This window comes from Massilia sp. 9I (assembly GCF_902506415.1).
Lineage (GTDB): Bacteria > Pseudomonadota > Gammaproteobacteria > Burkholderiales > Burkholderiaceae_D > Telluria.
Map to the genome: position 1 here is coordinate 2,905,326 of NZ_LR733275.1, position 24,528 is coordinate 2,929,853.

At 65.5% G+C, this 24,528-nt stretch carries 23 protein-coding genes; 8 read left to right on the forward strand and 15 right to left on the reverse strand.

The window, feature by feature from the left end:
* Positions 1-41: 41 nt before the first annotated feature.
* Complete coding sequence (gene cyaY / locus GV068_RS13015; RefSeq protein WP_159698237.1) at positions 42-371, reverse strand: iron donor protein CyaY; 330 nt, start codon at positions 369-371, stop codon at positions 42-44.
* A gap of 41 nt (positions 372-412) precedes the next feature.
* On the opposite strand from cyaY, the gene GV068_RS13020 reads away from it, so the two are divergent.
* The gene (locus tag GV068_RS13020) at positions 413-607 is read left to right on the forward strand and encodes a lipoprotein (RefSeq protein WP_267874530.1); all 195 of its coding nucleotides are present in this window, start codon (positions 413-415) and stop codon (positions 605-607) included.
* A gap of 7 nt (positions 608-614) precedes the next feature.
* Positions 615-1,892, forward strand: coding sequence for a diaminopimelate decarboxylase (gene lysA / locus GV068_RS13025; protein ID WP_159698243.1), 1,278 nt, complete (start codon positions 615-617; stop codon positions 1,890-1,892).
* Between the two features lie 33 nt (positions 1,893-1,925).
* Here lysA and GV068_RS13030 read toward each other — a convergent pair whose 3' ends face one another.
* The 4 genes from GV068_RS13030 to GV068_RS13045 all read right to left on the reverse strand — a co-directional run bounded on the left by GV068_RS13030 (position 1,926) and on the right by GV068_RS13045 (position 5,721).
* Positions 1,926-2,549 carry a sulfite oxidase heme-binding subunit YedZ gene (locus GV068_RS13030; RefSeq protein ID WP_159698246.1) on the reverse strand — a complete coding sequence of 208 codons (624 nt, stop codon included), beginning with the start codon at positions 2,547-2,549 and terminating at the stop codon, positions 1,926-1,928.
* Positions 2,549-3,520, reverse strand: coding sequence for a protein-methionine-sulfoxide reductase catalytic subunit MsrP (gene msrP / locus GV068_RS13035; protein ID WP_159698249.1), 972 nt, complete (start codon positions 3,518-3,520; stop codon positions 2,549-2,551). The genes GV068_RS13030 and msrP overlap by 1 nt, the downstream gene beginning before the upstream one ends.
* 123 nt (positions 3,521-3,643) lie before the next feature.
* On the reverse strand, positions 3,644-5,038 hold the full coding sequence (locus GV068_RS13040) for a heavy metal sensor histidine kinase (protein ID WP_159698252.1): 1,395 nt from the start codon (positions 5,036-5,038) through the stop codon (positions 3,644-3,646).
* A complete protein-coding gene (locus tag GV068_RS13045; RefSeq protein ID WP_159698255.1) occupies positions 5,035-5,721 on the reverse strand; it encodes a heavy metal response regulator transcription factor in 687 nt (228 codons plus the stop codon). Before GV068_RS13045 ends, GV068_RS13040 begins: the two co-directional genes overlap by 4 nt.
* 120 nt (positions 5,722-5,841) lie before the next feature.
* Between GV068_RS13045 and uraH the strand changes: the two genes are divergently transcribed.
* Positions 5,842-6,252, forward strand: a complete 411-nt coding sequence (uraH, locus tag GV068_RS13050; RefSeq protein ID WP_159698258.1) for a hydroxyisourate hydrolase — start codon at positions 5,842-5,844, stop codon at positions 6,250-6,252.
* 6 nt (positions 6,253-6,258) lie between these two features.
* Here uraH and ccsB read toward each other — a convergent pair whose 3' ends face one another.
* From ccsB to GV068_RS13065, 3 genes are all read right to left on the reverse strand, one after another.
* Complete coding sequence (ccsB, locus tag GV068_RS13055) at positions 6,259-7,425, reverse strand: c-type cytochrome biogenesis protein CcsB (protein WP_159698261.1); 1,167 nt, start codon at positions 7,423-7,425, stop codon at positions 6,259-6,261.
* 21 nt (positions 7,426-7,446) lie between these two features.
* Positions 7,447-9,540: a cytochrome c biogenesis protein ResB gene (locus GV068_RS13060; RefSeq protein ID WP_159698264.1), complete on the reverse strand. Its 2,094-nt coding sequence runs from the start codon at positions 9,538-9,540 to the stop codon at positions 7,447-7,449.
* Positions 9,541-9,642: 102 nt separating this feature from the next.
* Positions 9,643-10,308, reverse strand: a complete 666-nt coding sequence (locus tag GV068_RS13065) for a cytochrome c (RefSeq protein ID WP_159698267.1) — start codon at positions 10,306-10,308, stop codon at positions 9,643-9,645.
* A gap of 171 nt (positions 10,309-10,479) precedes the next feature.
* Between GV068_RS13065 and yihA the strand changes: the two genes are divergently transcribed.
* The 4 genes from yihA to GV068_RS13085 all read left to right on the forward strand — a co-directional run bounded on the left by yihA (position 10,480) and on the right by GV068_RS13085 (position 13,682).
* On the forward strand, positions 10,480-11,190 hold the full coding sequence (gene yihA / locus GV068_RS13070) for a ribosome biogenesis GTP-binding protein YihA/YsxC (RefSeq protein ID WP_159698270.1): 711 nt from the start codon (positions 10,480-10,482) through the stop codon (positions 11,188-11,190).
* Between the two features lie 33 nt (positions 11,191-11,223).
* On the forward strand, positions 11,224-12,237 hold the full coding sequence (gene hemB / locus GV068_RS13075) for a porphobilinogen synthase (protein ID WP_159698273.1): 1,014 nt from the start codon (positions 11,224-11,226) through the stop codon (positions 12,235-12,237).
* A 114-nt stretch (positions 12,238-12,351) separates the two neighbouring features.
* Positions 12,352-12,807: a carboxymuconolactone decarboxylase family protein gene (locus GV068_RS13080; RefSeq protein WP_159698276.1), complete on the forward strand. Its 456-nt coding sequence runs from the start codon at positions 12,352-12,354 to the stop codon at positions 12,805-12,807.
* Positions 12,804-13,682 (forward strand): RNA polymerase sigma-70 factor, encoded by an 879-nt coding sequence (locus GV068_RS13085; protein WP_159698279.1) that lies wholly within the window; start codon positions 12,804-12,806, stop codon positions 13,680-13,682. The genes GV068_RS13080 and GV068_RS13085 overlap by 4 nt, the downstream gene beginning before the upstream one ends.
* 1 nt (position 13,683) lies before the next feature.
* Here the strand turns inward: GV068_RS13085 and GV068_RS13090 are convergent, their stop codons facing one another.
* From GV068_RS13090 to GV068_RS13110, 5 genes are all read right to left on the reverse strand, one after another.
* The gene (locus GV068_RS13090) at positions 13,684-14,595 is read right to left on the reverse strand and encodes a hypothetical protein (protein WP_159698282.1); all 912 of its coding nucleotides are present in this window, start codon (positions 14,593-14,595) and stop codon (positions 13,684-13,686) included.
* 180 nt (positions 14,596-14,775) lie between these two features.
* Positions 14,776-17,874, reverse strand: coding sequence for an efflux RND transporter permease subunit (locus GV068_RS13095; protein ID WP_159698285.1), 3,099 nt, complete (start codon positions 17,872-17,874; stop codon positions 14,776-14,778).
* Complete coding sequence (locus tag GV068_RS13100) at positions 17,871-19,082, reverse strand: efflux RND transporter periplasmic adaptor subunit (protein ID WP_159698288.1); 1,212 nt, start codon at positions 19,080-19,082, stop codon at positions 17,871-17,873. The genes GV068_RS13095 and GV068_RS13100 overlap by 4 nt, the downstream gene beginning before the upstream one ends.
* Positions 19,083-19,218: 136 nt before the next feature.
* Complete coding sequence (locus GV068_RS13105) at positions 19,219-20,580, reverse strand: ATP-binding protein (RefSeq protein ID WP_159698291.1); 1,362 nt, start codon at positions 20,578-20,580, stop codon at positions 19,219-19,221.
* The gene (locus tag GV068_RS13110; protein ID WP_159698294.1) at positions 20,577-21,305 is read right to left on the reverse strand and encodes a response regulator; all 729 of its coding nucleotides are present in this window, start codon (positions 21,303-21,305) and stop codon (positions 20,577-20,579) included. The genes GV068_RS13105 and GV068_RS13110 overlap by 4 nt, the downstream gene beginning before the upstream one ends.
* A 205-nt stretch (positions 21,306-21,510) precedes the next feature.
* On the opposite strand from GV068_RS13110, the gene GV068_RS13115 reads away from it, so the two are divergent.
* Complete coding sequence (locus GV068_RS13115) at positions 21,511-22,074, forward strand: Spy/CpxP family protein refolding chaperone (RefSeq protein ID WP_159698297.1); 564 nt, start codon at positions 21,511-21,513, stop codon at positions 22,072-22,074.
* Between the two features lie 54 nt (positions 22,075-22,128).
* Here GV068_RS13115 and dsbD read toward each other — a convergent pair whose 3' ends face one another.
* The gene (gene dsbD, locus GV068_RS13120) at positions 22,129-23,952 is read right to left on the reverse strand and encodes a protein-disulfide reductase DsbD (RefSeq protein WP_159698300.1); all 1,824 of its coding nucleotides are present in this window, start codon (positions 23,950-23,952) and stop codon (positions 22,129-22,131) included.
* A 131-nt stretch (positions 23,953-24,083) separates the two neighbouring features.
* Positions 24,084-24,479 (reverse strand): 50S ribosomal protein L17, encoded by a 396-nt coding sequence (gene rplQ, locus GV068_RS13125; RefSeq protein ID WP_159698303.1) that lies wholly within the window; start codon positions 24,477-24,479, stop codon positions 24,084-24,086.
* Positions 24,480-24,528 lie beyond the last annotated feature (49 nt).

A 24,528-nucleotide genomic window follows, 5' to 3' on the forward strand; every position in this document is an offset into this window, starting at 1 on the left:
CAGCCCGCGGGCTGCCATTTTTGTTGCTGCGGGCGGGGGGATCAGCCCAGCGCCACCGGCGCCCCGCCCTGCTCCGTCACGTACTGCGACAGCGAGGCGAACAGCTCGGAATCGTCGCGCGTGTTGCGCCACTCGTCGCCGACGCGCTTGTAGTGGTAGCCGCCGGAACGCGCCGCCACCCACATTTCCTGCAGCGGGGCCTGGCTGTTGACGATGATCTTGGTCGCATTGCGTAGGAACTCCACTTCCAGCACGTTGCCGCTGCGCCGGCATTCGACATCGACCACGTCCTCGTCGTTCAGCTTGTCGAGGCATTGCTCGATGCGGTCCAGGGTGCTTTCGGCCAGCGCCAAAAATTCGGATTCGGTCATGCTACACTCCAAAGTCTGCTAAATAAAACACCATTCTAATCGTGAACTCCACCATCGCACGCCTTTCAGGTGCCGGCCTCGCCGCCGCCATGCTGGCCGGCTGTGGCCAGACGGGTCCGCTCTACATGCCGAACCCGCCGGCCAAGCCCGCCCCCGCAGCCACCGCCGCAGCCAATCCGCAGCCCGCACAACCCGTTCCGTCCAATAACGCCTCCACCCCGGCCCCGACCAAGTAAAGTCCTCATGTCGCACTTCCAGTACCAGAACGGCGTCCTGCACGCCGACAGCCTTGCCCTGCCCGCCATCGCCGAAGCATTCGGCACGCCGACCTACGTCTATTCGAAAGCGGCGCTGCTGGAAAATTTCAGCGCCTACGCCGATGCTTGCAAGGGCCGTGACGCGCTGGTGTGCTACGCCATGAAAGCCAACTCCAACCTGGCCATCCTCGACCTGCTGGCGCGCGAAGGCGCGGGCTTCGACATCGTCTCGGGCGGCGAGCTGCTGCGCGTGATCGCGGCCGGCGGCGACCCGCGCAAGACCATCTTCTCGGGCGTCGGCAAGACCGTCGAAGAAATGCAGCTGGCGCTGGAAAAAGACATCCTGTGCTTCAACGTCGAGTCGATCCCGGAACTGCACCGCCTGAACGAGGTGGCAGCAAGCATGGGCAAACGCGCACCGGTCTCGCTGCGGGTGAACCCGAACGTGGACGCCAAGACCCACCCCTATATCGCGACCGGCCTGAAGGCCAACAAGTTCGGCGTGGCGTTCGACGATGCGCTCGACACCTACCGTGCCGCGGCATCGCTGCCGAACCTGGACGTGGTCGGCATCGACTGCCATATCGGCTCGCAGCTGCTGGACGACGCGCCACTGCTGGAAGCACTTAGCAAGCTGATCGAACTGATCGACACCCTGGGCAGCGAAGGCATTGTGCTGCACCACCTCGACATCGGTGGCGGCCTGGGGGTGAACTACGGCGCCGAAGGCGACAAGCCGCCGGTCCCGGTAGGCGAGTATCTCGGCCGCCTGTTCGCCCGCATCGACACCTGGCGCGCGGAGAAGCACGGCGGCGCCCCGATCAAGGTGATCTTCGAGCCGGGCCGCTCGATCGTCGCCGACACCGGCGTGCTGCTGACCAAGATCGAATTCCTCAAGCCGGGCGCGGAAAAGAACTTCGCCATCGTCGACGCGGCCATGAACGACCTGATGCGCCCGACCCTGTACCAGGCCTGGATGGGCGTGCAGGAAGTCGCACCGCGCGCAGGTGACAAGCTGACCTATGACGTGGTGGGTCCGGTGTGCGAATCGGGCGACTGGCTGGCGCGCGAGCGTGAGCTCAACGTCGAGCCGGGCGACCTGCTGGCAATCATGACGGCCGGCGCCTACGGCATGACTATGGCCTCGAACTACAACACCCGTGGCCGCGCGGCCGAGGTGATCGTCGACGGCGACCAGGTCCACCAGATCCGGCAGCGCGAGAATCCGGCGGATCTGTTTGCCCTGGAATCGATGCTGAAGTAAAACGAAAGCCCGCTTGCACAGCGGGCTTTTTATTTACGCGCGCGCCGCCTGCGTCTTCTTGGCGTAGGCCCAGTAGACGCGCAATCCCAGCAGCGCCGCGACGATGAGGCCGAAGATGATCGGCTGCTCGAAGTTGTTCTTCCCCGCCTTCATCCACCAGTAATGCAAGATGCCCAGCGGCGCGATCACGTAGATCAGCCGGTGCAGCCACTGCCAGCGCTTGCCGCCCAGGCGCCGGATCATGGCGTTGGTGCTGGTCGCCGCCAGCGGAATAAGCAAGACGAAGGCGATGAAGCCGACCGTGATGAAGGGCCGCTTGACGACATCCTTGAGCATCGCGGCGATGTCGAAGAAGTGATCGAACCAGAAGAAGCAGGTGAAGTGGAGCAGCGCGTAGAAGAAGGCGAACAGGCCCAGCATGCGGCGCAGCTTGATGACCCAATTCCAGCCAGTGAAACGGCGCAGCGGCGTCACTCCCAAAGTAATGCACAGGAAGTACAGGGTCCAGTCGCCGGTGCCGCGCGTGAGGAACTCGAGCGGCTCGACCGGCACGCCCTGGGCGGTGAGCCAGGCCATGCGCAGGAAGGGCAACAGGGCCAGCACGAACAGCACTGCCTTGATGGTGCTGATCTGCCTGGACGAAGGATTGAACGCCATCAGAAGAACTTCTTCAGGTCCATGCCGCTGTACAACGAGGCGACCTGGTCGTAGCCGTTGAACATCAGGGTCTTGCGCTTGGGCTTGAAGAAGCCGTCCTCGCCGATGCGGCGCTCGCTCGCCTGCGACCAGCGCGGATGGTCGACGTTCGGGTTCACGTTCGAATAGAAACCGTATTCGTTCGGCGCCGAGTCGTTCCAGGCCGTGCGCGGCTGCCGGCTCACCAGCCGGATTTTGACAATCGACTTGGCCGACTTGAAGCCGTACTTCCAGGGCACGATCAGGCGCACCGGCGCGCCGTTCTGGTTCGGCAGCACCTGGCCGTACATGCCGACCGTGAGCAAGGTGAGCGGATGCATGGCCTCGTCCATGCGCAGGCCTTCCACGTAGGGCCAGTCGAGCACGGGGCTGCGCAGGCCCGGCATCTGCTTGTTGTCGGCCAGGGTGACGAATTCGACGTATTTGGCGTTCGCCGTGGGCTCCACCTGCTTGAGCAGGTTCGACAGCGAATAGCCGACCCACGGAATCACCATCGACCAGCCTTCCACGCAGCGCAGGCGGTAGATGCGTTCTTCCAGCGGCGCCAGCTTGATGATGCGGTCGATGTCGAGCGTGACGGGCTTTTTCACCTCGCCCTCGATGGTGACCGTCCACGGACGGGTGCGCAGGGTGTGCGCATTCTCGACCGGGTCGCCCTTGTCGAGGCCGAATTCGTAGTAGTTGTTGTAGGAGCTGGCGTCCTTGAACGAGGTCTGCGCCTCCTGCGTGGACAGGGCCGCATTGCGCGTGGCGGCGAGCTTGGCGCCTTGCGCGAAAGCTTCGCGGTTGGCCATCTCCCAGATGCCTGAACCGACCGCGGCGGTGGCGGCGATGCGGGCAATGAATTGACGCCGGCCTTCATAGACCTCGCGCGGCGTGATCTCGGAAGGATAAGGCAGGTCGATGCCGTTGGGACTGCGTTTGAAAATCATGGTTGACTCCACTACACAGAGGTTGTCAGGTTACACCAGTCGGCTTAGGCGCACGTTAGCGCTGACTGCCGCCTGGCAAGGATGAAGCCTGGCGTGCTGGACAAAAGCGTGTCACGGTCTTCACTACGTCTCCCCGGCGGGAAAGACAAGGGTGAAACGGGTTTCGCGCCCTTGTGACTGCACCGTGGCTTTGCCACCATGCAAGTTCATGATGGCGCTGACGATGGACAGGCCAAGTCCTGTCGATCCTTCCGCATCGCTGCGGGCGCTGTCGGCGCGGTAGAAGCGGTCGAACAAATGGTTCAGGTGTTCCAGGCCAATCGCTGCGCCGGCGTTCGTGACGCTCAGTTCCTGCAGGCCGGGATGCGCTTCGGCATGCAGCCTGACGGTGCTGCCCGCATCCGCATGGCGCACCGCGTTCGAGACCAGGTTGGCCAGCGCCCGCCGCACCAGCGCGGGATCGGCGGCGAAGCGCCCTTCTCCGCTGCAATGCAGCCGCAGGCCGCGCTCTTCCGCCATGCCTTCGAAGAAGTCGGCGACCCGCTCCAGCTCGTCCAGTGCCTCCAGGGGCTGGCGCGCCAGGACGACCTCTTCCTGGCCGGCGCGCGCGAGGAACAGCATGCTCTCGATCATGCGCGCCAGGCGCTCGAGCTCCTCGATGTTCGAGGCCAGCAGGGATTCGTATTCTTCACGGCTGCGGCCCTGCCCAAGCGCGACCTGGCTTTGTCCGATCATGTTCGTCACCGGGGTCCTGAACTCGTGCGCCAGGTCGGCCGAGAAGCCGGACAGGCGCGCATAGCCGTCCTGCAGGCGCTGCAGCATGGCGTTGAAGGCATCGATCAGGGGCCGCAGCTCGGCCGGCGCGGCGCCGATGTCGAGCCGCTGCGCCAATGTGCCCGGCTTGACGAGCGCCGCATGCGCGGCGACCTGGCGCAGCGGGCGCAGGCCGCGCCGCAGCATCAGTGCCGCCAGCGCTGCGGCCAGCAGGGCGCCGACCGCGCACGCGGCAAGGATATCGGCGCGGTAGCGTGCGAACATGGCGGTGCGCTCGGCATAGGCACGCGCCACCACGACCGTCACCGGCGTCGCACCAAGGCGCGCACTGCTTGCAACGACGCGCCCCGGAATGCCTCCCTGCGCCGTCCAGCCGATGATGGCGTCACGGCCGGGCGCCGGACCGGCCTTGGGCGGGACTGGATAGCGCTCGCCGCGTGGATTGATATCGGCCAGCAGAACGCCTCCCGCCCCGACGATGCGCACCAGCGAGTTCTCCTGGCCGCTCATGGTGTCGCGGAAGAAGTCGGGTTGCGCCGCCAGCAGTTCGGCCGCGCCCGGCCGGCCGAGCACGATCTGCACCTGGCGCAGCTTGCCCAGCAGCTGCAGGTCGTCGCGGCGCACGATCTCGGCAACAAACGCGCGGTACAGGTAGATGCCGAGACCCGCCGCAGTGAACGCGACGATCAGCATGAAGGCGAGCGTCACGCGCAGGGTCAGGGAATCGCGCCAGGCGGATTTCATGCCGGATTCGCCACGTCGCAGATGTAGCCCATGCCGCGTCGCGTATGGATCAGCTTCTGCTCGAAGGGGTCGTCGATCTTGCGCCGCAGGCGGCGCACGGCGGCGTCGATGACGTTGGTATCGCTGTCGAAGTTCATGTCCCAGACCTGGGACGCGATCAGCGCACGCGACAGCACCTGGCCCTGGCGCCGCGCCAGCAGGTGCAGCAGGGCGAATTCCTGCGCGGTCAGGGCAATCGTCTCGGCGCCGCGCCGCACGCGCCGGCGCAGCACGTCGATCTCGAGGTCGGCGATCCGGATCAGTTCTTCCTCGCGCACGGGGCCGCGCCGCAGCAGGGTACGGATGCGGGCCACCAGCTCGACGAAAGCGAAGGGCTTGACGAGGTAGTCGTCGGCGCCCAGTTCCAGGCCGCGCACGCGGTCCTCGACCTCGTCGCGCGCCGTCAGGAACAGCACCGGGATCTGTTCGGTGTCCGGGTGGGCACGCAGGGCTTCGAGCACCTGCCAGCCGTCCATGCGCGGCAACATCACGTCCAGCACGACCAGCTCGATCTCTTCTTCGCGGGCGATGGCCAGGCCCTCGCGTCCATTGCGGGCGAGCCGCACCGCGAAGCCGGATTCGGCCAGGCCGCGCAGGAGGTAATCGCCGGTCTTCGGCTCGTCTTCGATCACGAGAATGCTCATGGTCCCATTCTATGCCGAAGAAATGCGGCCAAACATGACGGAACTGTCATCTGGCGGTCAGCCTGCCGTCGCCGGGCGCGTGCGAGGATGACTGCTTCCATATCCCACAGGAGAAGCAGCATGCGATTGATCCGCCAACTCACCCTGGCCGCCCTGCTCGGCGGCGCCAGCATCGCAGCGTCCGCCGCGCCGAACCCGCTCAGCGTCCATGTCCTCGACCTGCAGAGCGGCCGGCCGACGGCCGGTATCCGGGTCGCGCTGGAACAGCGCGATGGCGCCGCATGGCGCGAACTGGCAAATGGCGTCACCGATGCGCAGGGCCGCATCCAGGCCCTGTATCCAAAAAACGGCAAGCTGGCGGCGGGGGACTACCGCATCGTCTTCCAGACGGGCGAACACTACAAGCGCCAGGGCCAGGCGACGTTCTTCCCGCGCATCCCGGTCGAGTTCAGCGTGGATGCGCCGACGCAGCACTACCACATCCCTCTGCTGCTGAGCCCTTTCGGCTACTCGACCTACCGGGGCAACTGAGGCGGCTCAGAGTTCGCCGTAGGAGTGCAGGCCCGACAGGAACATGTTCACGCCCAGGAAGGCGAAGGTCGTCACCAGGAGGCCCACCACCGACCACCAGGCCGCCACGCGGCCGCGCAGGCCCGACATGAGGCGCATGTGCAGCCAGGCCGCGTAATTCAGCCAGACGATCAGGGCCCAGGTTTCCTTCGGGTCCCAGGACCAGTAGCCGCCCCAGGCTTCGGCCGCCCACAGGGCGCCCAGGATGGTCGCCACGGTGAAGAAGGCGAAGCCGACCGAGATCGACTTGTACATCACGTCGTCCAGCACTTCCAGGCTCGGCAAGCGGTCGGCCAGGATGCCGTGGGATTTCAGCAGGTAGGCGGTGCCGACCATCGCGGCCAGCGCGAAGGTGCCGTAGCCGATGAAGTTGGCCGGCACGTGGATCTTCATCCACCAGCTCTGCAACGCGGGCACCAGCGGCTGGATCTGGGCGGCGTCGCGCGATACCGTGTACCACAGCAGGAAGGCGACCGCGGCCGAGATAATCAGGAGCACGAAAGGACCGAGCTGGCGGGTATCGTAGCGCTGTTCGTAATACAGGTAGAACATCGCGGTGATGAGCGAGAACAGGATGAACACTTCGTACAGGTTCGACACCGGGATGTGGCCCACGTCCGGTCCCAGCAGGTAGGACTCGAACCAGCGCACCATCATGCCGGTCCAGCCCAGCACCACGGCCGCCCAGCACAGCTTGCTGCCGACGGAACCGCCGAAGCTGGACCTTCCGACCAAGCCTACCCAGTAGAACACGGTCGAGAACACGAACAGCGCGCTCATCCACAAGATGGCCGACTGGCTCGACAGCATGTACTTGAGGAAGAATTTCTGGTTGGCAGCATCAAGTGCCCCGCCGTACAGCGAGATCGCCCACAGCGACAGCACGGCCACCAGCGGGATCAGCCAGCGCACCGGCTTCCAGTGCCAGCCCAGCAGGGCAAAGGTGGGCGCGCTCAGGACCAGGATGGCCTGCTCGTAGATGTCCATGTGGTGGGCGTAGCGGTTCAGCGCGAACAGCGCCGCCCCCAAGAGCCCGGCGCCGAACAGCCAGTCGAGTGTGTTCAGGCTGCGGAAGAAACCCGGCTGCTGGACATAGGCCTTGTTCTGGCCGGTGGGTGCTTGCGACAGTTCCATCTTGGTCTCCTTACCGCGGCATCATGCCGGCTGCGGCAGTTTTTCTTTCAAATCGTCGAATTCGCGCTCGAAGTCGAGGGTCTTGCGCTGGGTGCTCATGGCCATCAGCGCATGGGCGCCGTTTTCCGTGTCGCGCACCCACACCCACATGCGCCGTTCACGAATATAAAACATTGCGAACACGCCCGCCACCAGCAGCAGGCAGCCGAGGTAGACGATGCCCTTGCCCGGCGAACGGGTCAACTGCAGCACCGAGGCCTTGACCTCGTTGAACTCCTCCAGCTGCAGGTAGACCGGAGCGCCGTAGAATACGGAATCCGACAGCGCATTGGTGGCCAGCTGCAGGTAACGGCCATGCGCTTCGGTCGGCTCCACCGGCGGCTGGCCGGCGCGCGCATTGGCCGCCTGCCACAGTTCCCACAGGGCGCCGTTGAGCATCTTCATGAAGATGTTGGCGGCCTTTTCCTGCTCGGCCGGCGGAATCTTTTCCAGGAATTGCGAGACGCCGATGAAGCCGCCGCGGCCGCCTTCACCCGCAAAGATGGCCAGGGTGCGCGCCGCCGATTCTTCCAGCTGGCTGGTGAGGCCGCCCTGCGACTGCTGCTCCGGCCCCAGCGCGCGCGCCGCGTAGCGCTTGGCCGCTTCCTGGCGCAGGCTTGGGTCGGACAGCGCTGCACGCAGGCGCATCCAGGTGCGCACGCTGTACTGGTCGTCGGCCGGAATGCGCAGGAAGCTGAAGTTCTCGGACGGGCTGGCGCGCACGCCGGCCAGGTAGACCTGGGCGCCCTCGAGCGTCACCGGCTGCATGTAGTTCAGGAATTCACGCGCCTGGCCGGTCTTGTCGCGCAGCTTGTACTGCACGCTGGGGCCGACGTTCTTCAGATCCTTGGTATCGGTGGTCTTCGCCGCTGAACCGGAAGCCTTACCGAGCGTTTCGGCGAACTGCTCGTTGAAGGAGGTGTTCTTGGCCACTGCGCGCGCATCCTGGTTGGCCGCGACGTTTTCCACGTTGAAGGGACGGAAGCCCGACCATTCGACCGACCAGGTCTCATCACCCTGCTTCAGCTCCGTTGCTGAGCCGACCGTGCCTTCGATCTGGAAGGCCTTGTCGGCCGTGCCGCTCATGGGGAAGCCGGTGAGCTTGAGCTTGCTGCCGCCATCCTCGAAGCTGGACTGGTAGACGGCCACGCCCTTGTAGATCAGCGGGTGGTTGACCTTGATCGTGGCCGGGAAGGTCTTGCCCGTCTCGTGGTCGCGCACCACCACGTCGCTGGCGAACAGCTTGGGCATGCCGGTCGAGTAGAAATCGATGTGGAACTTTTCCAGCTTGATCGAGAACGGCAGTTCCTGCACCAGCACGCCCGAGGCTTGCGGGAGCAGCGCGGTATTGCTGGTCTGGCCTTCAGCGATCAGGGTATTGCCGCGGAAGGTCGGGTTCGACACGCTGAGGCGGTGCTGGGCCGGGATGTCGGCGATCACGCCGCTGCCGCCGAACGGCGTCTTGCCGAGGAACCACTGCTGGAACTTGACCGGCAGTTCCGAGTCGAGCATGCCGCCCAGCAGGATCACGATGATGGACGTGTGCGCGAAGATGTAGCCGAACTTGTTGCCGGCGCCCTTCTTCGCCGCCACCAGCATGCCGCCATCCTTTTCGACCAGCTTGACCGCATAGCCCGCGTGGCGCAGGCGCTCGGCGGTCTGGGCCGCCAGGGTGGTGCGCGCCAGCGGCGCCGTCCATTCGAGCTTGTGGTGGAAGTTGCGCAGCGATTCTTCGCGCACGTGTTCGCGCCAGCTGCGCATGTCGCGGATCATCTTCGGCGCATTGCGCACCACGCACAGGCCGGTGGACAGGATCAGCACCACGAGGATCAGCAGGAACCACCAGCTCGAGTACACGCTGTACAGGCCGAGCTTGGCGAACACTTCGAACCAGAACGGTCCGAACTGGTTCACGTAGTTCGGCATCGGCTCGTTCTGCTTGAGCACGGTGCCGATGACGGAGGCGATGGCGACGATCGTCAACAGGCTGATGGCGAAGCGCATCGAGGATACCAGCTCGACCGCTTCGGCGAACCCGCGGCGGCGGGTGTTCAGTTCAATTCCGGTGGTACTCATTCTCTACAGCTTCCGTGAAGCGCGGCAAATCCGCCGAGCATACAGCAAAAAGGGCAGCCAGCTCAGCGCCGCCGCCCTTTGTTTTTACATCACTGGCGCTGCTTACTTGAGGCCCGCGATATAGTCCGCTACTGCCTTCATTTCGTCGGCCGACATGCGCTGCGCCAGCGCCGTCATCTGGACGCTGTTCTTGCGGGTGCCGGCCTTGAAGGCTTCGAGCTGGGCGTAGGTGTAGTCCTGGTGCTGGCCCGAGAGGCGCGGGTACTGAGCCGGGATGCCGTTGGCGGTGGCGCCGTGGCAGCTGGCGCAGGCGGCGACGCCCTTCTCGGCAATGCCGCCGCGGTAGATCTTGCGGCCGAGTTCGACGGTGTCTTTGTTCTTGGCGGCGCCGGCTTTCGGTTTCTGGGTCGACAGGTAGGCGGCGATGTTGCGCTTCTCGTCGTCCGTCAGCATCTTGGCGTAGGTCGTCATGATCGGCTGCTGGCGGTTCGGGGTGGTGAAGTCGACCAGCTGCTTGTGGGTGTAGGCGTCGATCTGGCCGGCCAGCTTGGGGTTGGCGACGATGGTCGAGTTGCCGGCGGCGCCGTGGCAGGACATGCAGGCGGGCAGGCCGCGCGCGGTATCGCCCGAATCGTAGAGGGTTCCACCCTTGGCCGGGTCGGCCTTGGCAACAGCGGTATGCGGTGCTTCGGCGGCGGACACACTAGCGCACAGGGCCAGGCTTGCAAGCAACAAGGACTTCAAAAGCGGAAACGTCAAACGATTCATTCAAGCACCCTGAAAAAGTCAAAAACAGATTTTGGAATTTACAGTGAAACAGTGCAGCAGCCTTACTGGCGCTCCCCCGGGGCGGAGCATGGATCAACCCCTTATTGTACAATAGCTTTGTTTCCGCATCGCCATTTCGTTGTCATTTAAGCCTGTTCTTACGTTCATCCCATGTCCAAATTATGGCAAGCCCGGTTCTTCACGACCGTTAATCAGTTGCGCGATCTCCCGGGCACCCAGGTTCCCGAAATCGCCTTCGCCGGGCGCTCGAACGCTGGCAAGTCGACTGCGATCAATATTCTCACCAACCAGAAGGGTCTGGCCTTCGCGTCCAAGACGCCCGGCCGCACCCAGCACATCAATTACTTCTCGATCGGCGGCGCCCACGTCGCCCAGCACCGCAAGGACCCGACCATCGTCGAGGAAATCCGCGCCCTGCTGGTCGACCTGCCCGGTTACGGCTATGCCGAAGTGTCCGGCACGGCCAAGCTGCACTGGCAGAAACTGCTGGGCGACTACGTCCAGCGCCGCGAGCAGCTGGCCGCGCTGGTCCTCATCATGGATTCGCGCCGTCCCTTCACCGACCTCGACGTGCAGATGCTCGAATGGTTCGCCCCGACCGGCAAGCCGATCCACTGCATCCTGACCAAGGCGGACAAGCTGAACCAAAACGAAAAGGCCAACGTGCTGCGCCAGGCGCGCCAGATTCTCGACAGCTATGTCGACGAGGATGGCGAAGGTTTCCCCTTCACCGTGCAGCTGTTCTCGGCGCTCAAGCGCATCGGTATCGAAGAAGCGGACGCCAAGATCCAGGAGCTGCTCGGCCTCGACCAGGAAGACGCAGCCCCGAGCGACACGATTGAGGATTCGGAATCGGAATAAGCCCGGGCGTACCGGGATCACCTTGGAAATACCATGACCATCATCACTCCCGCTACTTACCCCGCCGCCCGCATGCGCCGCATGCGCCGCGACCCGTTCTCGCGCGCCCTGATGCGCGAGAACGTCGTTACCGCTTCCGACCTGATCTACCCGGTCTTCATCCTCGACGGCCAGAACCAGCGCCAGCAGGTCGCATCGATGCCGGGCGTGGAACGCGTCTCGGTCGACCTGCTCTTGAGGGTAGCCGAGGAGGCCGTGGCGCTGGGCATCCCGATGCTGGCATTGTTCCCGGTGGTCGACGCTTCGCTCAAGACCTACGACGGCATCGAGGCCACCAACCCGGAAGGCCTGGTGCCGCGCGCCGTGCGCGAACTGAAGAAGCGCTTCCCGGCACTGGGCATCATGACCGACGTGGCGCTGGATCCGTACACCACCCACGGCCAGGACGGCCTGCCGGACGAGAACGGCTACATCGTCAACGAGAAGACCATCGAGATGCTGATTCGCCAGTCGCTGGCCCAGGCCGAGGCCGGCGTGGACGTGGTGGCGCCTTCGGACATGATGGACGGCAGGATTGGCGCCATTCGTACGGCACTCGAGTCGGACAGCCACATTCACACCCGCATCATGGCCTACTCGGCGAAGTATGCGTCGGCCTTCTATGGCCCCTTCCGCGACGCGGTCGGCTCGGCGGCCAATCTCGGCAAGGCCGACAAGAATACTTACCAGATGGACCCGGGCAATAGCGACGAGGCGCTGCGCGAAGTGGCGCTCGACCTGGCCGAAGGCGCCGACATGGTGATGGTCAAGCCGGGCATGCCTTACCTGGACGTGGTGCGCCGCGTGAAGGACGAATTCAAGGTGCCGACCTTCGCCTATCAGGTCAGCGGCGAATACGCCATGCTCAAGGCGGCCGCCCAGAATGGCTGGCTGGACCACGACAAGGTCATGATGGAATCGATGATGGCCTTTAAGCGCGCCGGCGCCGATGGGGTGCTGACCTATTTCGCACTGGATGTGGCGCGCAAGCTGAAGGCGCAGGGCTGAACCGTCCCGCTCGCATGAAGCCGCGCCGATGCGCGGCTTTTTTATTGGAAAGCTGTCACAGGATACGGGGCTGGCTCGTCTTAGGGTGACGATCACTTCGATAAAGGTAGAACCATGTCCTCGCTCCGCATCCCTTACTATTCCCTCTCCCCTGCCGTCTACCAGGCCATGGGCGCCGCGGGCACCGCGCTCGACGATTCGCCGCTCGGCAAATCGCTGGTCCACCTCCTTTACCTGCGCGTTTCGCAGATCAACGGCTGCGCCTTCTGCGTCGACAAGCATGCGCGCGACCTCTTCAAGGCGGGCGAGGACTTCCAGCGCATCAATAGCCTGGTGACCTGGCGAGAAACGGATTTCTACAGCCCGCGCGAACGCGCCGCCCTGGCCTGGGCCGAAGCAGCGACCCGGCTCGCAGACGGCGAAGTGCCGGATCCGGTCTTCCGGCCCCTGCAGGAGTTGTTTTCCGAGCGCGAAATCGCCGACATCGGCTTCGCCACCGCCCTGATGAACGCCTGGAACCGGATGGCGATCGGCTTCCGCCAGCCGGTGGCGCGGGCCGCCTTCCCGTGAGCACCACGGATGAGGTCCAGGCCTTTGCCAGGTTGCGCCCGCGCCTGTTCTCGATCGCCTACCGCATGCTCGGCATCCGCGCTGACGCCGAGGACGTGGTGCAGGACGCCTGGCTGCGCTGGAGCGATCCCGGGCGCGGGCAAGTCGCTTCAACCGAAGCCTGGCTGGTCTCGGTGACCACGCGCCTGGCCATCGACCGCCTGCGTGCAGCCAAGGTCCAGCGCGAACACTACGTCGGCGAGTGGCTGCCCGAGCCGCTGGTCGGCGTCGACGAGCGCACGCCCGAGGACGCGGCCATGCTCGCAAGCGAACTGTCGGTGGCGCTGATGTGGGTGCTGGAGCGGCTCGCGCCGGAAGAACGCGCCGCTTTCCTGTTGCGCCAGGCTTTCGACCAGGACTACGGCGAACTAGCGGCGGTGCTGGGCAAGAGCGAGGCCGCCTGCCGCCAGCTGGTGCACCGCGCAAGCGAGCGGGTGCGCCTGGAGACGCCGCGCTTCCAGGTCGCGAAGGACGTGCACCGCAGGCTGCTGGAACGCTTCCAGTTCGCCGCCAGCCGCGGCGACGGCGCGGCACTGCGCGAACTCCTGGCCGAGGACGTCGCCATCGTGGCCGACGGCGGCGGCAAGGTGGCGTCGTTCATGAAGATCCTTCGGGGCGCGGCACGCATCGCCAACCTGTACAAGGCGGTGTACCTCCGCAATGCGCCGCGGCTGGAATACCGCATGGCCCAGGTCAACGGGGAGCCCGGCCTGCTGCGCTATGTCGACGGCCAGCTGGAATCGGCGCAGGCCTTCGTGACCGATGGGGAGCGCATTGTCGCCATTTACGCGATGCGCAATCCTGACAAACTGGGCGCGGTGGATCTGGGGAAATAAATCAGCGCCACTGCTGTGGCGGCTTGTACTCCGGGAACATTTCCTTGAACAGGAAGGTCATCAGGGCGTCCGTATCCTCACGCCGTGCGCTCAGCTTGACGATGCGGCCCAGGCGGTGCGAATCCCATTCGAAGTCGCCGGTTTTTTCGCGGCGGATCAGCTCGATCATCTTCTTGACGACCGCGATCTCGATATCCGGTTCGCTGCCCTGCTCCACCGTCACCTGCGTCAGCCAGCGGCGCTGGAAATTCGGGTTCCAGCCGCGGAACTTCAGGTCCATGCTGTGGAAAGTCTTGTTCGACACCGAGAACACACCGCCGCTCTCGTTGCGGTCTTCGCGGCCGCGGCCGTTGATGGCGGCGATGTTGGCCAGCGCATTGCGGGTGCCCTTGGCCGCGTCGCTTTCCTCGGCCGGCTGCTCGCTGCCGGTGGCGGCGCCGCGCTGGCGCCGGCGCGCCGCGATGAAGTCCTGCATGTCGACCGGCTTGGCTTCGTCGAACTTCTGCGGCGGCTTGGTTTCCTTGACCGGCTCTTCCGGCGGGGTGGTGATGGTGTCCGGCAGGCGCGCGATCTCGATGCGCTCCTGCTTCGGTACCGGGATGGACGGCAGCGGCACCGGCTTGGGCGCCATCTCGCGCGGCGCCTCCGAAGGTTTCTCGCGCATCGGCGCGACGTAGACTACCTTGCCTTCGTCGCCCGAGGCCGGCTTGGCCTGTTTTGCATCTTTATCGGGGGAAAACAACCAGATCGCGACCAGCAAGACGTGCAGCAGGATCGTGCCGACCAGCGCCGGACGATTCGGCCCCTGGCGGCCGTACGCGGGCATGCTGCTGCGTCCCTGCACCGGCAAAGGCTGGCCGCAGTGCGCGCACACGTCGCTGTGCTCGTCGTAGGTGTGGGAATGGTCACGCAAGGTCAAACGGATCCTGGGTCGTCTATCAATACTGCACGAGAGCCCGCAGTCTAACCGTTTTGCGGCGGTGACGCACTTTGGATGGACTTAAAGGCAACACAGCTTAGCTGCGGATTCCCTTGATGGATGTTACAAGATGTTTCCGTGTGACAGGCGGGAAGGTCCCGCCTGTCACCCAGCTCAGTGCGCCGGCTGCTCTTCCAGCTTGGCCAGCTGCTTGTCGGTCATCGGACCGGTGCCGCTGTACTTGTCCAGGTAGAGGTAGATCACCGGGGTGATATACAGGGTGATCACCTGCGAGAAGATCAGGCCGCCGACTACCGCCAGGCCCAGCGGCTGGCGCAGCTCGGCGCCGGCGCCGATGCCCAGCGCGATCGGCAGCGCGCCCATCATCGCCGCCAGCGTGGTCATCAGGATCGGACGGAAGCGCAGGATGCAGGCCTCGCGGATCGCGTCCTGGGGCTTCAGTCCCTGCGTTCGCTGGGCGTCGAGCGCGAAGTCGATCATCATGATCGCGTTTTTCTTGACGATACCGATCAGCATCAGGATACCGATCATCGCGATCAGGGTCAGGTCCATGTTGAAGATCCACAGCGTCAGCAAGGCCCCGACCGCCGCCGACGGCAGGCCGGCCAGGATGGTCAGCGGGTGGATATAGCTCTCGTACAACACGCCCAGCAGCACGTAGATCACGCCGATGGCGGCGATGATCAGGATCAGCTGGCTCGACTGGGTGTCCTTGAACACGGCCGCGTCGCCGCCGTAGTTGGTGATGATCGAGGCCGGCAGCTTCATCTCGCGGCCCATCTGTTCGATGGCGGTGGTGGCGTCGCCCAGCGGCACGCCCGGGGCGAGGTTGAAGGACAGCGTGATCGCCTGCAGCTGGCCCTGGTGGTTGACGGCCAGCGGGCCGACCGTGCGCTTGACGGTGGCGAAACTCGACAGCTTGACCAGCTCGCCGTTCTTGGAGCGCACCGAGACGCGCGACAGCGCTTCGTCGTAGTAGCGGTCGCTCGGAGCGGCTTCCAGGATCACGTAGTAGCTGGCCGCGGTCGAGTAGATGGTCGAGACCTGGCGCTCGCCGAAGGAGGCGTAGAGCACGGTGCGGATGTCGGCCATTTCGACGCCCAGCAGGGCCGCCTTGTCGCGGTCGATGTCGATGGTGGCCTGCAGCGCCTTGTTCTGCGAATCGCTGGTGACGTCGCGGAAGCGCTGGTCCTGGCGCATGCGCTCGAGGAACTGGTCGGCCCAGCCGCCGATCTCGCCGCCCGACACGCTCTGCAGCGTGTACTGGTAGCGGCTCTTGGACTGGCGTCCGCCCAGCTGCAGATTCTGCACCGGCGACAGGAACACCTGCACGCCGGCCACCTGGCGCGTGGCCTTGCGCAGCTCGTCCACCACCAGCGGCATCGGCGGGCGCTGGCTACGCGGTTTCAGGACCAGGAACATGCGGCCGGTGTTGCCGCCGCCGCTGAAGGAAGTCACGTCCTGCACGTGGGGATTGGCGCGTACGATGTCGACTACCTTGGCCTGCAGCTCCATCAGCTTGAGCGAGGACGTGTCTTCCGAGGCTTCCACCATCACGCGCAACTGGCCGATGTCTTCTTCCGGGAAGAAGCCCTTCGGCATGGTCGAGTACAGCACGGCGGTCAGGACCACGGTGCCGACCGCCATCATCAGGACGATGAAGCGGTGGCGCAGCGCCATGTCCAGGGTGCGGGCATAGCCGTCGCGCACATTGGTGAACATGGCTTCGAAGCGGCGGCCGACCCAGGACATTTCCTTCGGATCGACGTGGCCGCCATGCTTGATCAGGCGCGAGCACATCATCGGCACCAGGGTCAGCGAGACGATCGCCGATACCAGCACCGCCAGGCCGACGATCACGGCGAATTCACGGAACAGCAGGCCGATCACGCCCGGCATGAAGAAGATCGGGATGAACACCGCGACCAGAGAAATCGAGATCGAGATGATGGTGAAGCCCATCTCGCGCGAACCGACCAGGGCCGCCTGCATCGGCTTCTTGCCCATTTCCATGTGGCGCACGATGTTTTCAAGCACCACGATCGCATCGTCGACCACCAGGCCGACTGCCAGCGTGATGCCGAGCAGGGAAATATTGTCCAGGCTATAGCCGAAGGCATAGAGCAGCGAGAGCGCGCCCAGCAGCGAGATCGGCACGGTGACCGCCGGGATCAGGGTCGCGGTCAGGCGGTGCAGGAACAGGAAGATCACCAGGATCACCAGGATCACGGTGCCGGCCAGCGTCAAATTGACGTCGTGGATCGCTTCGCGGATCGAGACCGAGCGGTCGTTCACCAGGTGGATCTTGATCGACTGCGGCAGCTGGGTTTCGAAGCGCGGCATCAGCGCGCGCACGGCGTCCACCACCTGCACGGTGTTGGCGTTCGGCTGGCGCTGCACCATCAGCACGATCGAGCGCTCGCCGTTCAGGCTGCCGGTGGCCTTGACCGACTGGTAGCTGTCCTCGACCTCGGCGATGTCGCGCAGGCGCACCGGCAAGCCGTCGCGGGTGGCGACGATCAGGCCGGCGAAGTCCTGGGCGCGCATCAGCTGGCCGCCGCCCTGGATGGTCAGGCTCTGGGTCGGTCCGTCCAGGATGCCGAGCGGGGTGATCGAGTTGGCCGAACGCAGCGCGGTGGCCAGCTCGGACATCGAAATATTGCGTGCGCTCATCAGGTCGTGTTTCGCACGCACCCGCACCGCGAAGCGCTTGCCGCCGTTGACCGTCACCTGGGCGATGCCCGGCAGGGTCGAGATCGCCGGCGAGACCAGGTTTTCCGCGTAGTCGTTCAGCTCCGACAAGTCCATCGACGGCGAGGTCATGTGCATGAACAGGATCGGGGCGTCGGCCGGATTGATCTTGCGGTAGGACGGCAGGTCGGTCATTTCCTGGGGCAGCTGGCGCTGCACCTGCAGCAGCGCGGCCTGCACGTCGACAGCAGCCTGGTTGACGTCGATCGATTCGTCGAACTCGAGCGTCAGCGAGGTATTGCCCTGGGTGTTGGTCGAGCTGATCGTCTTGATGCCGGCGATGGTCGCGAACTGCTTTTCCAGCGGCAGCGCCACCGACGAAGCCATGTTCTCCGGGCTGGCGCCGGCGAGGTTGGCGTTGACGTTGATGACCGGCGTGTTATAGCTCGGCAGCGCCGCGACCGGGATGTGCATGTAGGCCAGCACACCGACCAGGATCATGGCCAGCGACAGCAGCACCACCATCACGGGACGGCGGATACACAGTTCGGACAGGTTCATGCCTTGTTACCCTTCTTGCCCGACGCCGCTGCGCTCGACGCTTCAGGACCTTGGGATTTGGCACCAGCCACCGGGGCGCCGGCCGGGCGTACCTTGCCGCCCGGACGCAGGTTCTGCTTGCCTTCGGTGATGACTTTTTCGTTGCCTTGCAGGCCGGTCACGGCAGCATACTCGCCAAAGCCGTGCAGGCGCGCCACCTTGACCTGTTTCGCCTCGTTGCCCTCGCCCACCACGTAGACGAAGGTGCCGTTGGTGGCGGTAATGATGGCGTTCTGCGGGATCACGACGGCGTCGCGGATGGTCTGGACGGTGACGCTGGTGTTCACGTACTGGCCCGGCCACAGCATGCTCTGCGGATTGGCGAACTGGGCCTTCACGCGGATGGTGCCGGCGCTCGGGTCGACCGCATTGTCCACGAACTTCAGTTCGCCCGTCACCGGCTTGGCATCGGCGCCGCCGGTGCTGGCCTGCACCTCGACCTTGCCGGCGCGCTGCGCACCCAGCAGGGCGCCGAGCGAGGATTCCGGCAGGGTGAAGGAGACGTCGATCGGATCCAGCTGGGTGATGGTCGTCAGCGAGGTGGTCGGCTGCACCAGGGCGCCCGGGTGGATGTCGATGGCGCCGACGCGGCCCGACATCGGGGCGCGGATGGTGGTGTAGCTGGCGCTGACCTGGCTGGCGCGGGCGGCTGCGGCATTGCTCTGGACCAGCGCGCGGGCCGCCTCGACCTGGCTACGCAGGGAGTCGACGGCGCTCTGGGACAGGAAATTCTGGGAAGCCAGTTCCTGGCTGCGCTTGTACTGGCGCTCGAGGTCGGCCAGGGTGGCGCGGTTCTGCGCCACCTGCGCTTCGGCGCGGGCGACGTTGGCGCGGTCGGCGCGGTCGTCGAGCGAAAACATGACCTGGCCTTCCTTGACGAACTGGCCTTCGCGGATGTGGACCTGGCGGATCGTGGCGGTGGTCTGCGGGTGCAGGTCGACGGTGCGCACCGGGGTCACGGTGCCGTTCGCGGAGAGTTCCACGCCGACGTCCTGGCGCGTCGGCGCCACCACGTTGACGGTGGTCGGCGGCATGCCGCCCTTGCCGCCGGGGCCGCCCTTGCCGCCCGGGCCTTCGGCGTGGGCGCCGTCACCCTTGTTCATGTACCACGCACCGGCAACGGCCAGCGCCACGACACCCACAATCAATCCCGCGTTCTTCTTTTTCATGTTCGTCCCTTGCCGCCAGTCCCGGCGGCTCTTTCTCTCGTTATCCGGCCGGTGGCCTTGAAGCGCGCAGTGCACAAAAAATATGCTGCGCTGCATTCTCCCACAGCCATGTTTCAGGATTGTGTATTTGGCAGATTTACTTGTTCGGATAGTACTCCGGCAGCACCAGCGTGACTTCCAGACCGCCTTCCGGATGGTTGGCCAGCGCGATGCTGCCGCCGTGCTGTTCGGCGATGTTGCGGGCGATGGTCAGGCCCAGGCCGGTCCCGCCCGATTCGCGCGAGCGCGAGGTCTCGACGCGGTAGAACGGGTCGAACACCCGGCCCAGCTCGCCGGCCGGGATGCCGGGGCCGCCGTCACGGATGCGGATACGGGCCGCGCCATTGATGCGGTCGACGCAGACGCGCGCCTCGCGCCCGTACTTCACCGCGTTGTCGATCAGGTTGCCGAGGCAGCGGCGCAGGTCCAGCGGCCGGCCCAGCAGTGCCATGCCGGCATGGCCCTTGAGCGCGACCTGCTGGCCAGCATCGCTGGCATCGGCGCACACGGCCTCGAGCAGCGAATCGAGATCCAGCATCTGCATGTTCTCGGTGGTGTCCATGCTGCGCGCCAGCACCAGGCCTTCGCGCACCATTTCCTGCATGGCCGACAGGTCGCCGATCAGGCGTTCCTGCAGTTCGCTATCCGACACCTTTTCCAGGCGCAGGCGCATGCGGGTCAGGGGCGTCTGCAGGTCATGCGTGATCGCCGCCAGCATCTGGGTGCGCTGGAAGATGTACTGGCGGATCCGCGCCTGCATCGCATTGAAGGCGGCGCTGGCCTGGCGGATCTCGCTGGCGCCGTTGAGTTCGAGCGGCGCGCGGTTGATGTCGTGGCCGAGGTCCTGGGCGGCGCGCGCCAGCACCTTGAGCGGGCGAGTGGTCATGCGCGCCACCAGGTAGGCCAGCGCAGCGATGCTGACCAGGAACAGGCCGATGGTCATGCGGTAGTCGGTTTCGGGGCCGGTGAAGGCCGAGCGCGGCGGCAGCACCGACAGGCGCAGTTCCTCGCCGTCGCGCAGGCGCACGTTCAGGGTTTCGCAGGCGCCGTGCCACTGGGTGCGGATCATGCCGTAGAGCACGGTCTGCTGGTGCGGCATGTCGCAGGACGCGGGGCGCACCGCGGCGGACGCGATGCCGTAGCCATCGCCCAGGCGGGCCGCCAGCGAACGCGCGAACCAGCTCGGGCTGCCTGCCAGCGGCTGCGGCGTGCCGACTTCCAGGCGCAGGCCGGGACGGTTGGCCACCGACAGGTAGACCGAGCGCGCCGAGGTGGGCACGATCTCGGTCGCCATCACGAGTTGTTCGGCGCGTTCGAGCAGGTGCTGGTCGCGCTGCTGTTCGATGACGCGCTGGCGTTCGAGGTCGGCCACCAGCTGGGTCAGTGTTGCCGAGATCAGGATACCGAGCAGCAGCGTGGCGAACACGCGCCCGGTCATCGATCCGAAGAAGGCTTTCACGCAGCCGGCTCCACGGTCACCTGGCCGGCCAGCACGTAGCCGCCGTTGCGCACGGTCTTGATGATCTGCGGCATGCGCGCGTCCTCGCCCAGCTTCTGGCGCAGGCGCGAGATCTGGATGTCGATCGAGCGGTCGAAGGGATCGGCGTCGCGGCCCTGGGTCAGGTTCAGCAGCTGGTCGCGGTTCAGCACGCGGTTGGGATGCTCGAGGAAGACGCGCAGCAGGCGGAACTCGGCGCCGGACAGCATGATCACCACGCCCTGCGGGTTGACCAGGTGGCGCGCGGTCAGGTCCAGGGTCCAGCCGGAGAAGCGCATCTGCTGGACGTTCTCGGACGGCGCATTGGACGGCATCGCGTGCGAGCGGCGCAGCACGCTGCGGATACGGGCCAGCAGTTCGCGCGGCTCGAAGGGTTTCGGCAGGTAGTCGTCGGCGCCCATTTCGAGGCCGAGGATGCGGTCGAGCGGCTCGTTGCGGGCGGTCAGCATGATGACCGGCAGGCTCGAGGTCGCGCGCAGCTTGCGGCACAGGGTCAGGCCGTCGTCGCCCGGCATGTTCAGGTCGAGCACGATGAGGTCGGGACGCGCATCGTCGAGCGCTTTCCACATGCCGTTGCCGTCGGCGGCCGCGATGGTGCGGTAGCCGTTCGATTCCAGGTAGTCGGCGAGCAGGGTGCGGATGTCGCGGTCGTCGTCGACGATCAAAATCGTAGAAGGATTGTCCATAGGCTCAATTATCGCCATCTAAAGCGCACTTGGACACCGTTTTTGTATCGGCTTGTATATGCCGATAGACGCGAAACATATTGATACAAAGTATCGGACAGGGGAAATCCCACGGTTACAGTTTGTGGCGATGATGGGAACCGTGCAGCGAGCAGTCCGGATGCAAAGTGCACACCAACCCTGACTCTCACACCAAGGAATGACAATGAAAACCGTCCGCAAACAAGTCCTGATCGCTCTCACCGCTTTCGGTATCGCCGGCGCTTCGCTCGGCGTCCAGGCCCAGACCGGCGCCCCTGCCGAGGGTCGTCATGGCCACGCCATGAGCAAGGAGCAGCGCGAAGCCAAGCGCGCCGAATTCCGCAACCTGACGCCGGAGCAGCGCCAGGCGAAGTTCGCCGAGTTCCGCGCCAAGCGTCTTGAACAGCGCGCCGCCCGCCAGGCCAAGCTGGCCGAGACGCTGAAGCTGACCCCGGCCCAGCAGCCGGTGTGGCAAGCCTTTGTCGCCAGCATGACGCCGCCGCAAAAGGGCGAGCGTGCCGGCCAGCGCCTGAGCAAGGAACAGCGCGCCGCCCTCACCGCCCCGCAGCGCCTGGAACGCCACATCGCGATGCAAAAAGAGCGCACCGCGCGCATGGAAGCCCGCCTGTCGGCCCTGAACAGCCTGTACGCGGCCCTCACGCCGGAACAGCGCAAGCTCTTCGACGAGCAGCAGCAGCGCCGCGGCGGCCGTCACCACGGCGGCCACGGCAAGATGATGCGCGGCTGATCGGCGCCGGCCTTGTATAGCAAAAGACGCCCTGATCGGGCGTCTTTTTTTGCCTTATGGCAGGCGGGCCAGCGAAGCCAGGAACTTCTTCGGATCCTGATAGCCGATCACCCGGCTATCCGCAATCTCCTGCCCATCCGGCCCGAACAGGATGATGCCCGGTGGCCCGAACAGCTTGAAGCGCTTCAGCATGGCCTTGTCCTCGGCATCGTTGGCGGTGACGTCGACCTGCAGCAGGATGGTGTTGGCCAGTTTCGCCTGGACCGCCGGGTCGACGAAGGTCAGCTTTTCCATCTCCTTGCAGGACACGCACCAGTCGGCGTAGAAGTCGAGCATGACTGTCTTGCCGCGGGTAGCGGCCAGTTCGCGGTCCAGATCCGGCACCGTCTTGATGCGCTTGAAGGTCAGGCCCTGATGGGCCCCGCCCGTCAGGTGCGCCAGTGGCGCCAGTGCGTCGCGCCCGCCGGTGGCGGCGCCGACCAGCTGGATGCCGCCCAGCAGGGCAAACGCCGCGCCGGCCGCCATCGCGATCCAGTGCTTGTGCCTGCGCAGCAGGTAGAAGCCGTAACCGAGCAGCAGCGCGGCCCAGCCCAGCATCTGGACCACAGGCGGCAGCACCGGCGACACCAGCCACAGGGCCATGGCCAGCATCAGCACGCCGAACAGGCGCTTCACCGATTCCATCCAGGCGCCGGCGCGCGGCAGCAGCGAGCCGGCCGAGACGCCGACCAGCAGCAGCGGAATGCTCATGCCGACCGCCATGGAGAACAGCGCGGCGCCGCCAATGACGACGTCGCGGGTCTGGCTGATGTAGACCAGCGCGCCGGCCAACGGCGCGGCGACGCAGGGGCCGACGATCAGGGCCGAGATCGCGCCCATCGCGAACACCCCGGCCAGCTTGCCGCCAGACTGGCGGCTCGACGCGCCGGCGAGGCGGCTTTGCAGCGCGCTCGGCAGCTGCAGTTCGTAGAAGCCGAACATGGACATCGCCATCGCCACGATCAGGAGCGCGAAGGCGCCCAGCACCCAGGGATTCTGCAGGGCCGCGGCCAGGCCCTCGCCCGCCAGGCCGGCGGCGACGCCGAGCGCGGTGTAGACGATGGCCATGCCCAGCGAGTAGGTCAGCGACAGGATGAAACCGCGCGAGCGGCGCACCTGCTGGCCTTCGCCCACGATGATCGAAGACAGGATCGGCACCATCGGCAGCACGCAGGGCGTAAAGGCCAGGCCCAGGCCGAGCAGGACAAATGCGGGAATGATGGCCAGCAGGCGGCCGCCTGCGAGGATGCCGGCGATGCCGGCCATGTCGGAAGGCTGCGCGGCGGGAGCGGCGGCTGCTGCAGGCGCCTGGACCGGCGTTGCCGGCGCCACGTCGATGAGCTGCCCTGGGGCCGACATTTGCGGGGCGTTGGCGCCGATCGGCAGTGCCGGTGCGGCGCCACCCGCGCCGCTCGACAGCGGCGCGCTGTGTTCCTGCGGTGGATAGCACAGGCCGGCGTCGGCGCAGCCCTGGCTGGTTGCGCTCAGCGTGAAGGGACCGTTGCCCTCGACCGGGATGCGGATGACGACTTCGCCCTTGTAGGTCTCGACATCCTTCTGGAAGGTCTCGTCGAACTTGACTTTACCTGGCGGGATCACCGGCGTGCCGAGCTTCGCCCCGGTGGCGCGGAAGGCGAAGCGCTCGCGGTACATGTAGTAGCCGTCGGCGATCTGGTAGCGCACTTCGGCCGTTTGCGGGTCGGCCATGCGCGCCTCGAAGCGGAATGCGATGGCGGGATCGAGGAATTCCTGGGAGCGTGCTGTCCCTGCCAGGGCCGCAAACAGGGCAAGGCACAGCAGCGGGACGATACGGAGAAGGCGGTGGAGTGAGACGGGCATGGTATCGGTTGAGTTGTCACAGCGCACCGGCATGGTACACCGGGCTGCCGGTTCGTGTGCGATGGGACCGGCCGGCACAGGCGAAAAAAAACCAGGCGCGGGGCCTGGTTTTTTTTCGTCGCGAGAAGCGATTACTCAGCGGTCGGTGCTTCGTCAGCCGAGGTGACTTCCGGACGGTCCAGCAGTTCGACGTACGCCATCGGCGCGTTGTCGCCCACGCGGAAACCCATTTTCAGGATGCGCAGGTAGCCGCCGTTACGGTTGGCGTAACGTGGGCCGAGTTCAGCGAACAGCTTCTGCACCATTTCGCGGTCGCGCAGGCGAGCGAATGCCAGGCGCTTGTTGGCCAGGGTGTCGGTCTTGCCCAGGGTCAGGATCGGTTCGATGACGCGACGCAGTTCCTTGGCTTTCGGGACGGTGGTCTTGATGGCTTCATGACGCAGCAGCGAAACGGTCATGTTGCGCAGCATTGCCAGGCGGTGGGAAGAAGTACGGTTCAGCTTACGAAGGCCGTGACGGTGACGCATGGTGATTCCTTTCGAGTGTTTACATTCCAGTTCTTCGATCGTTCATGCT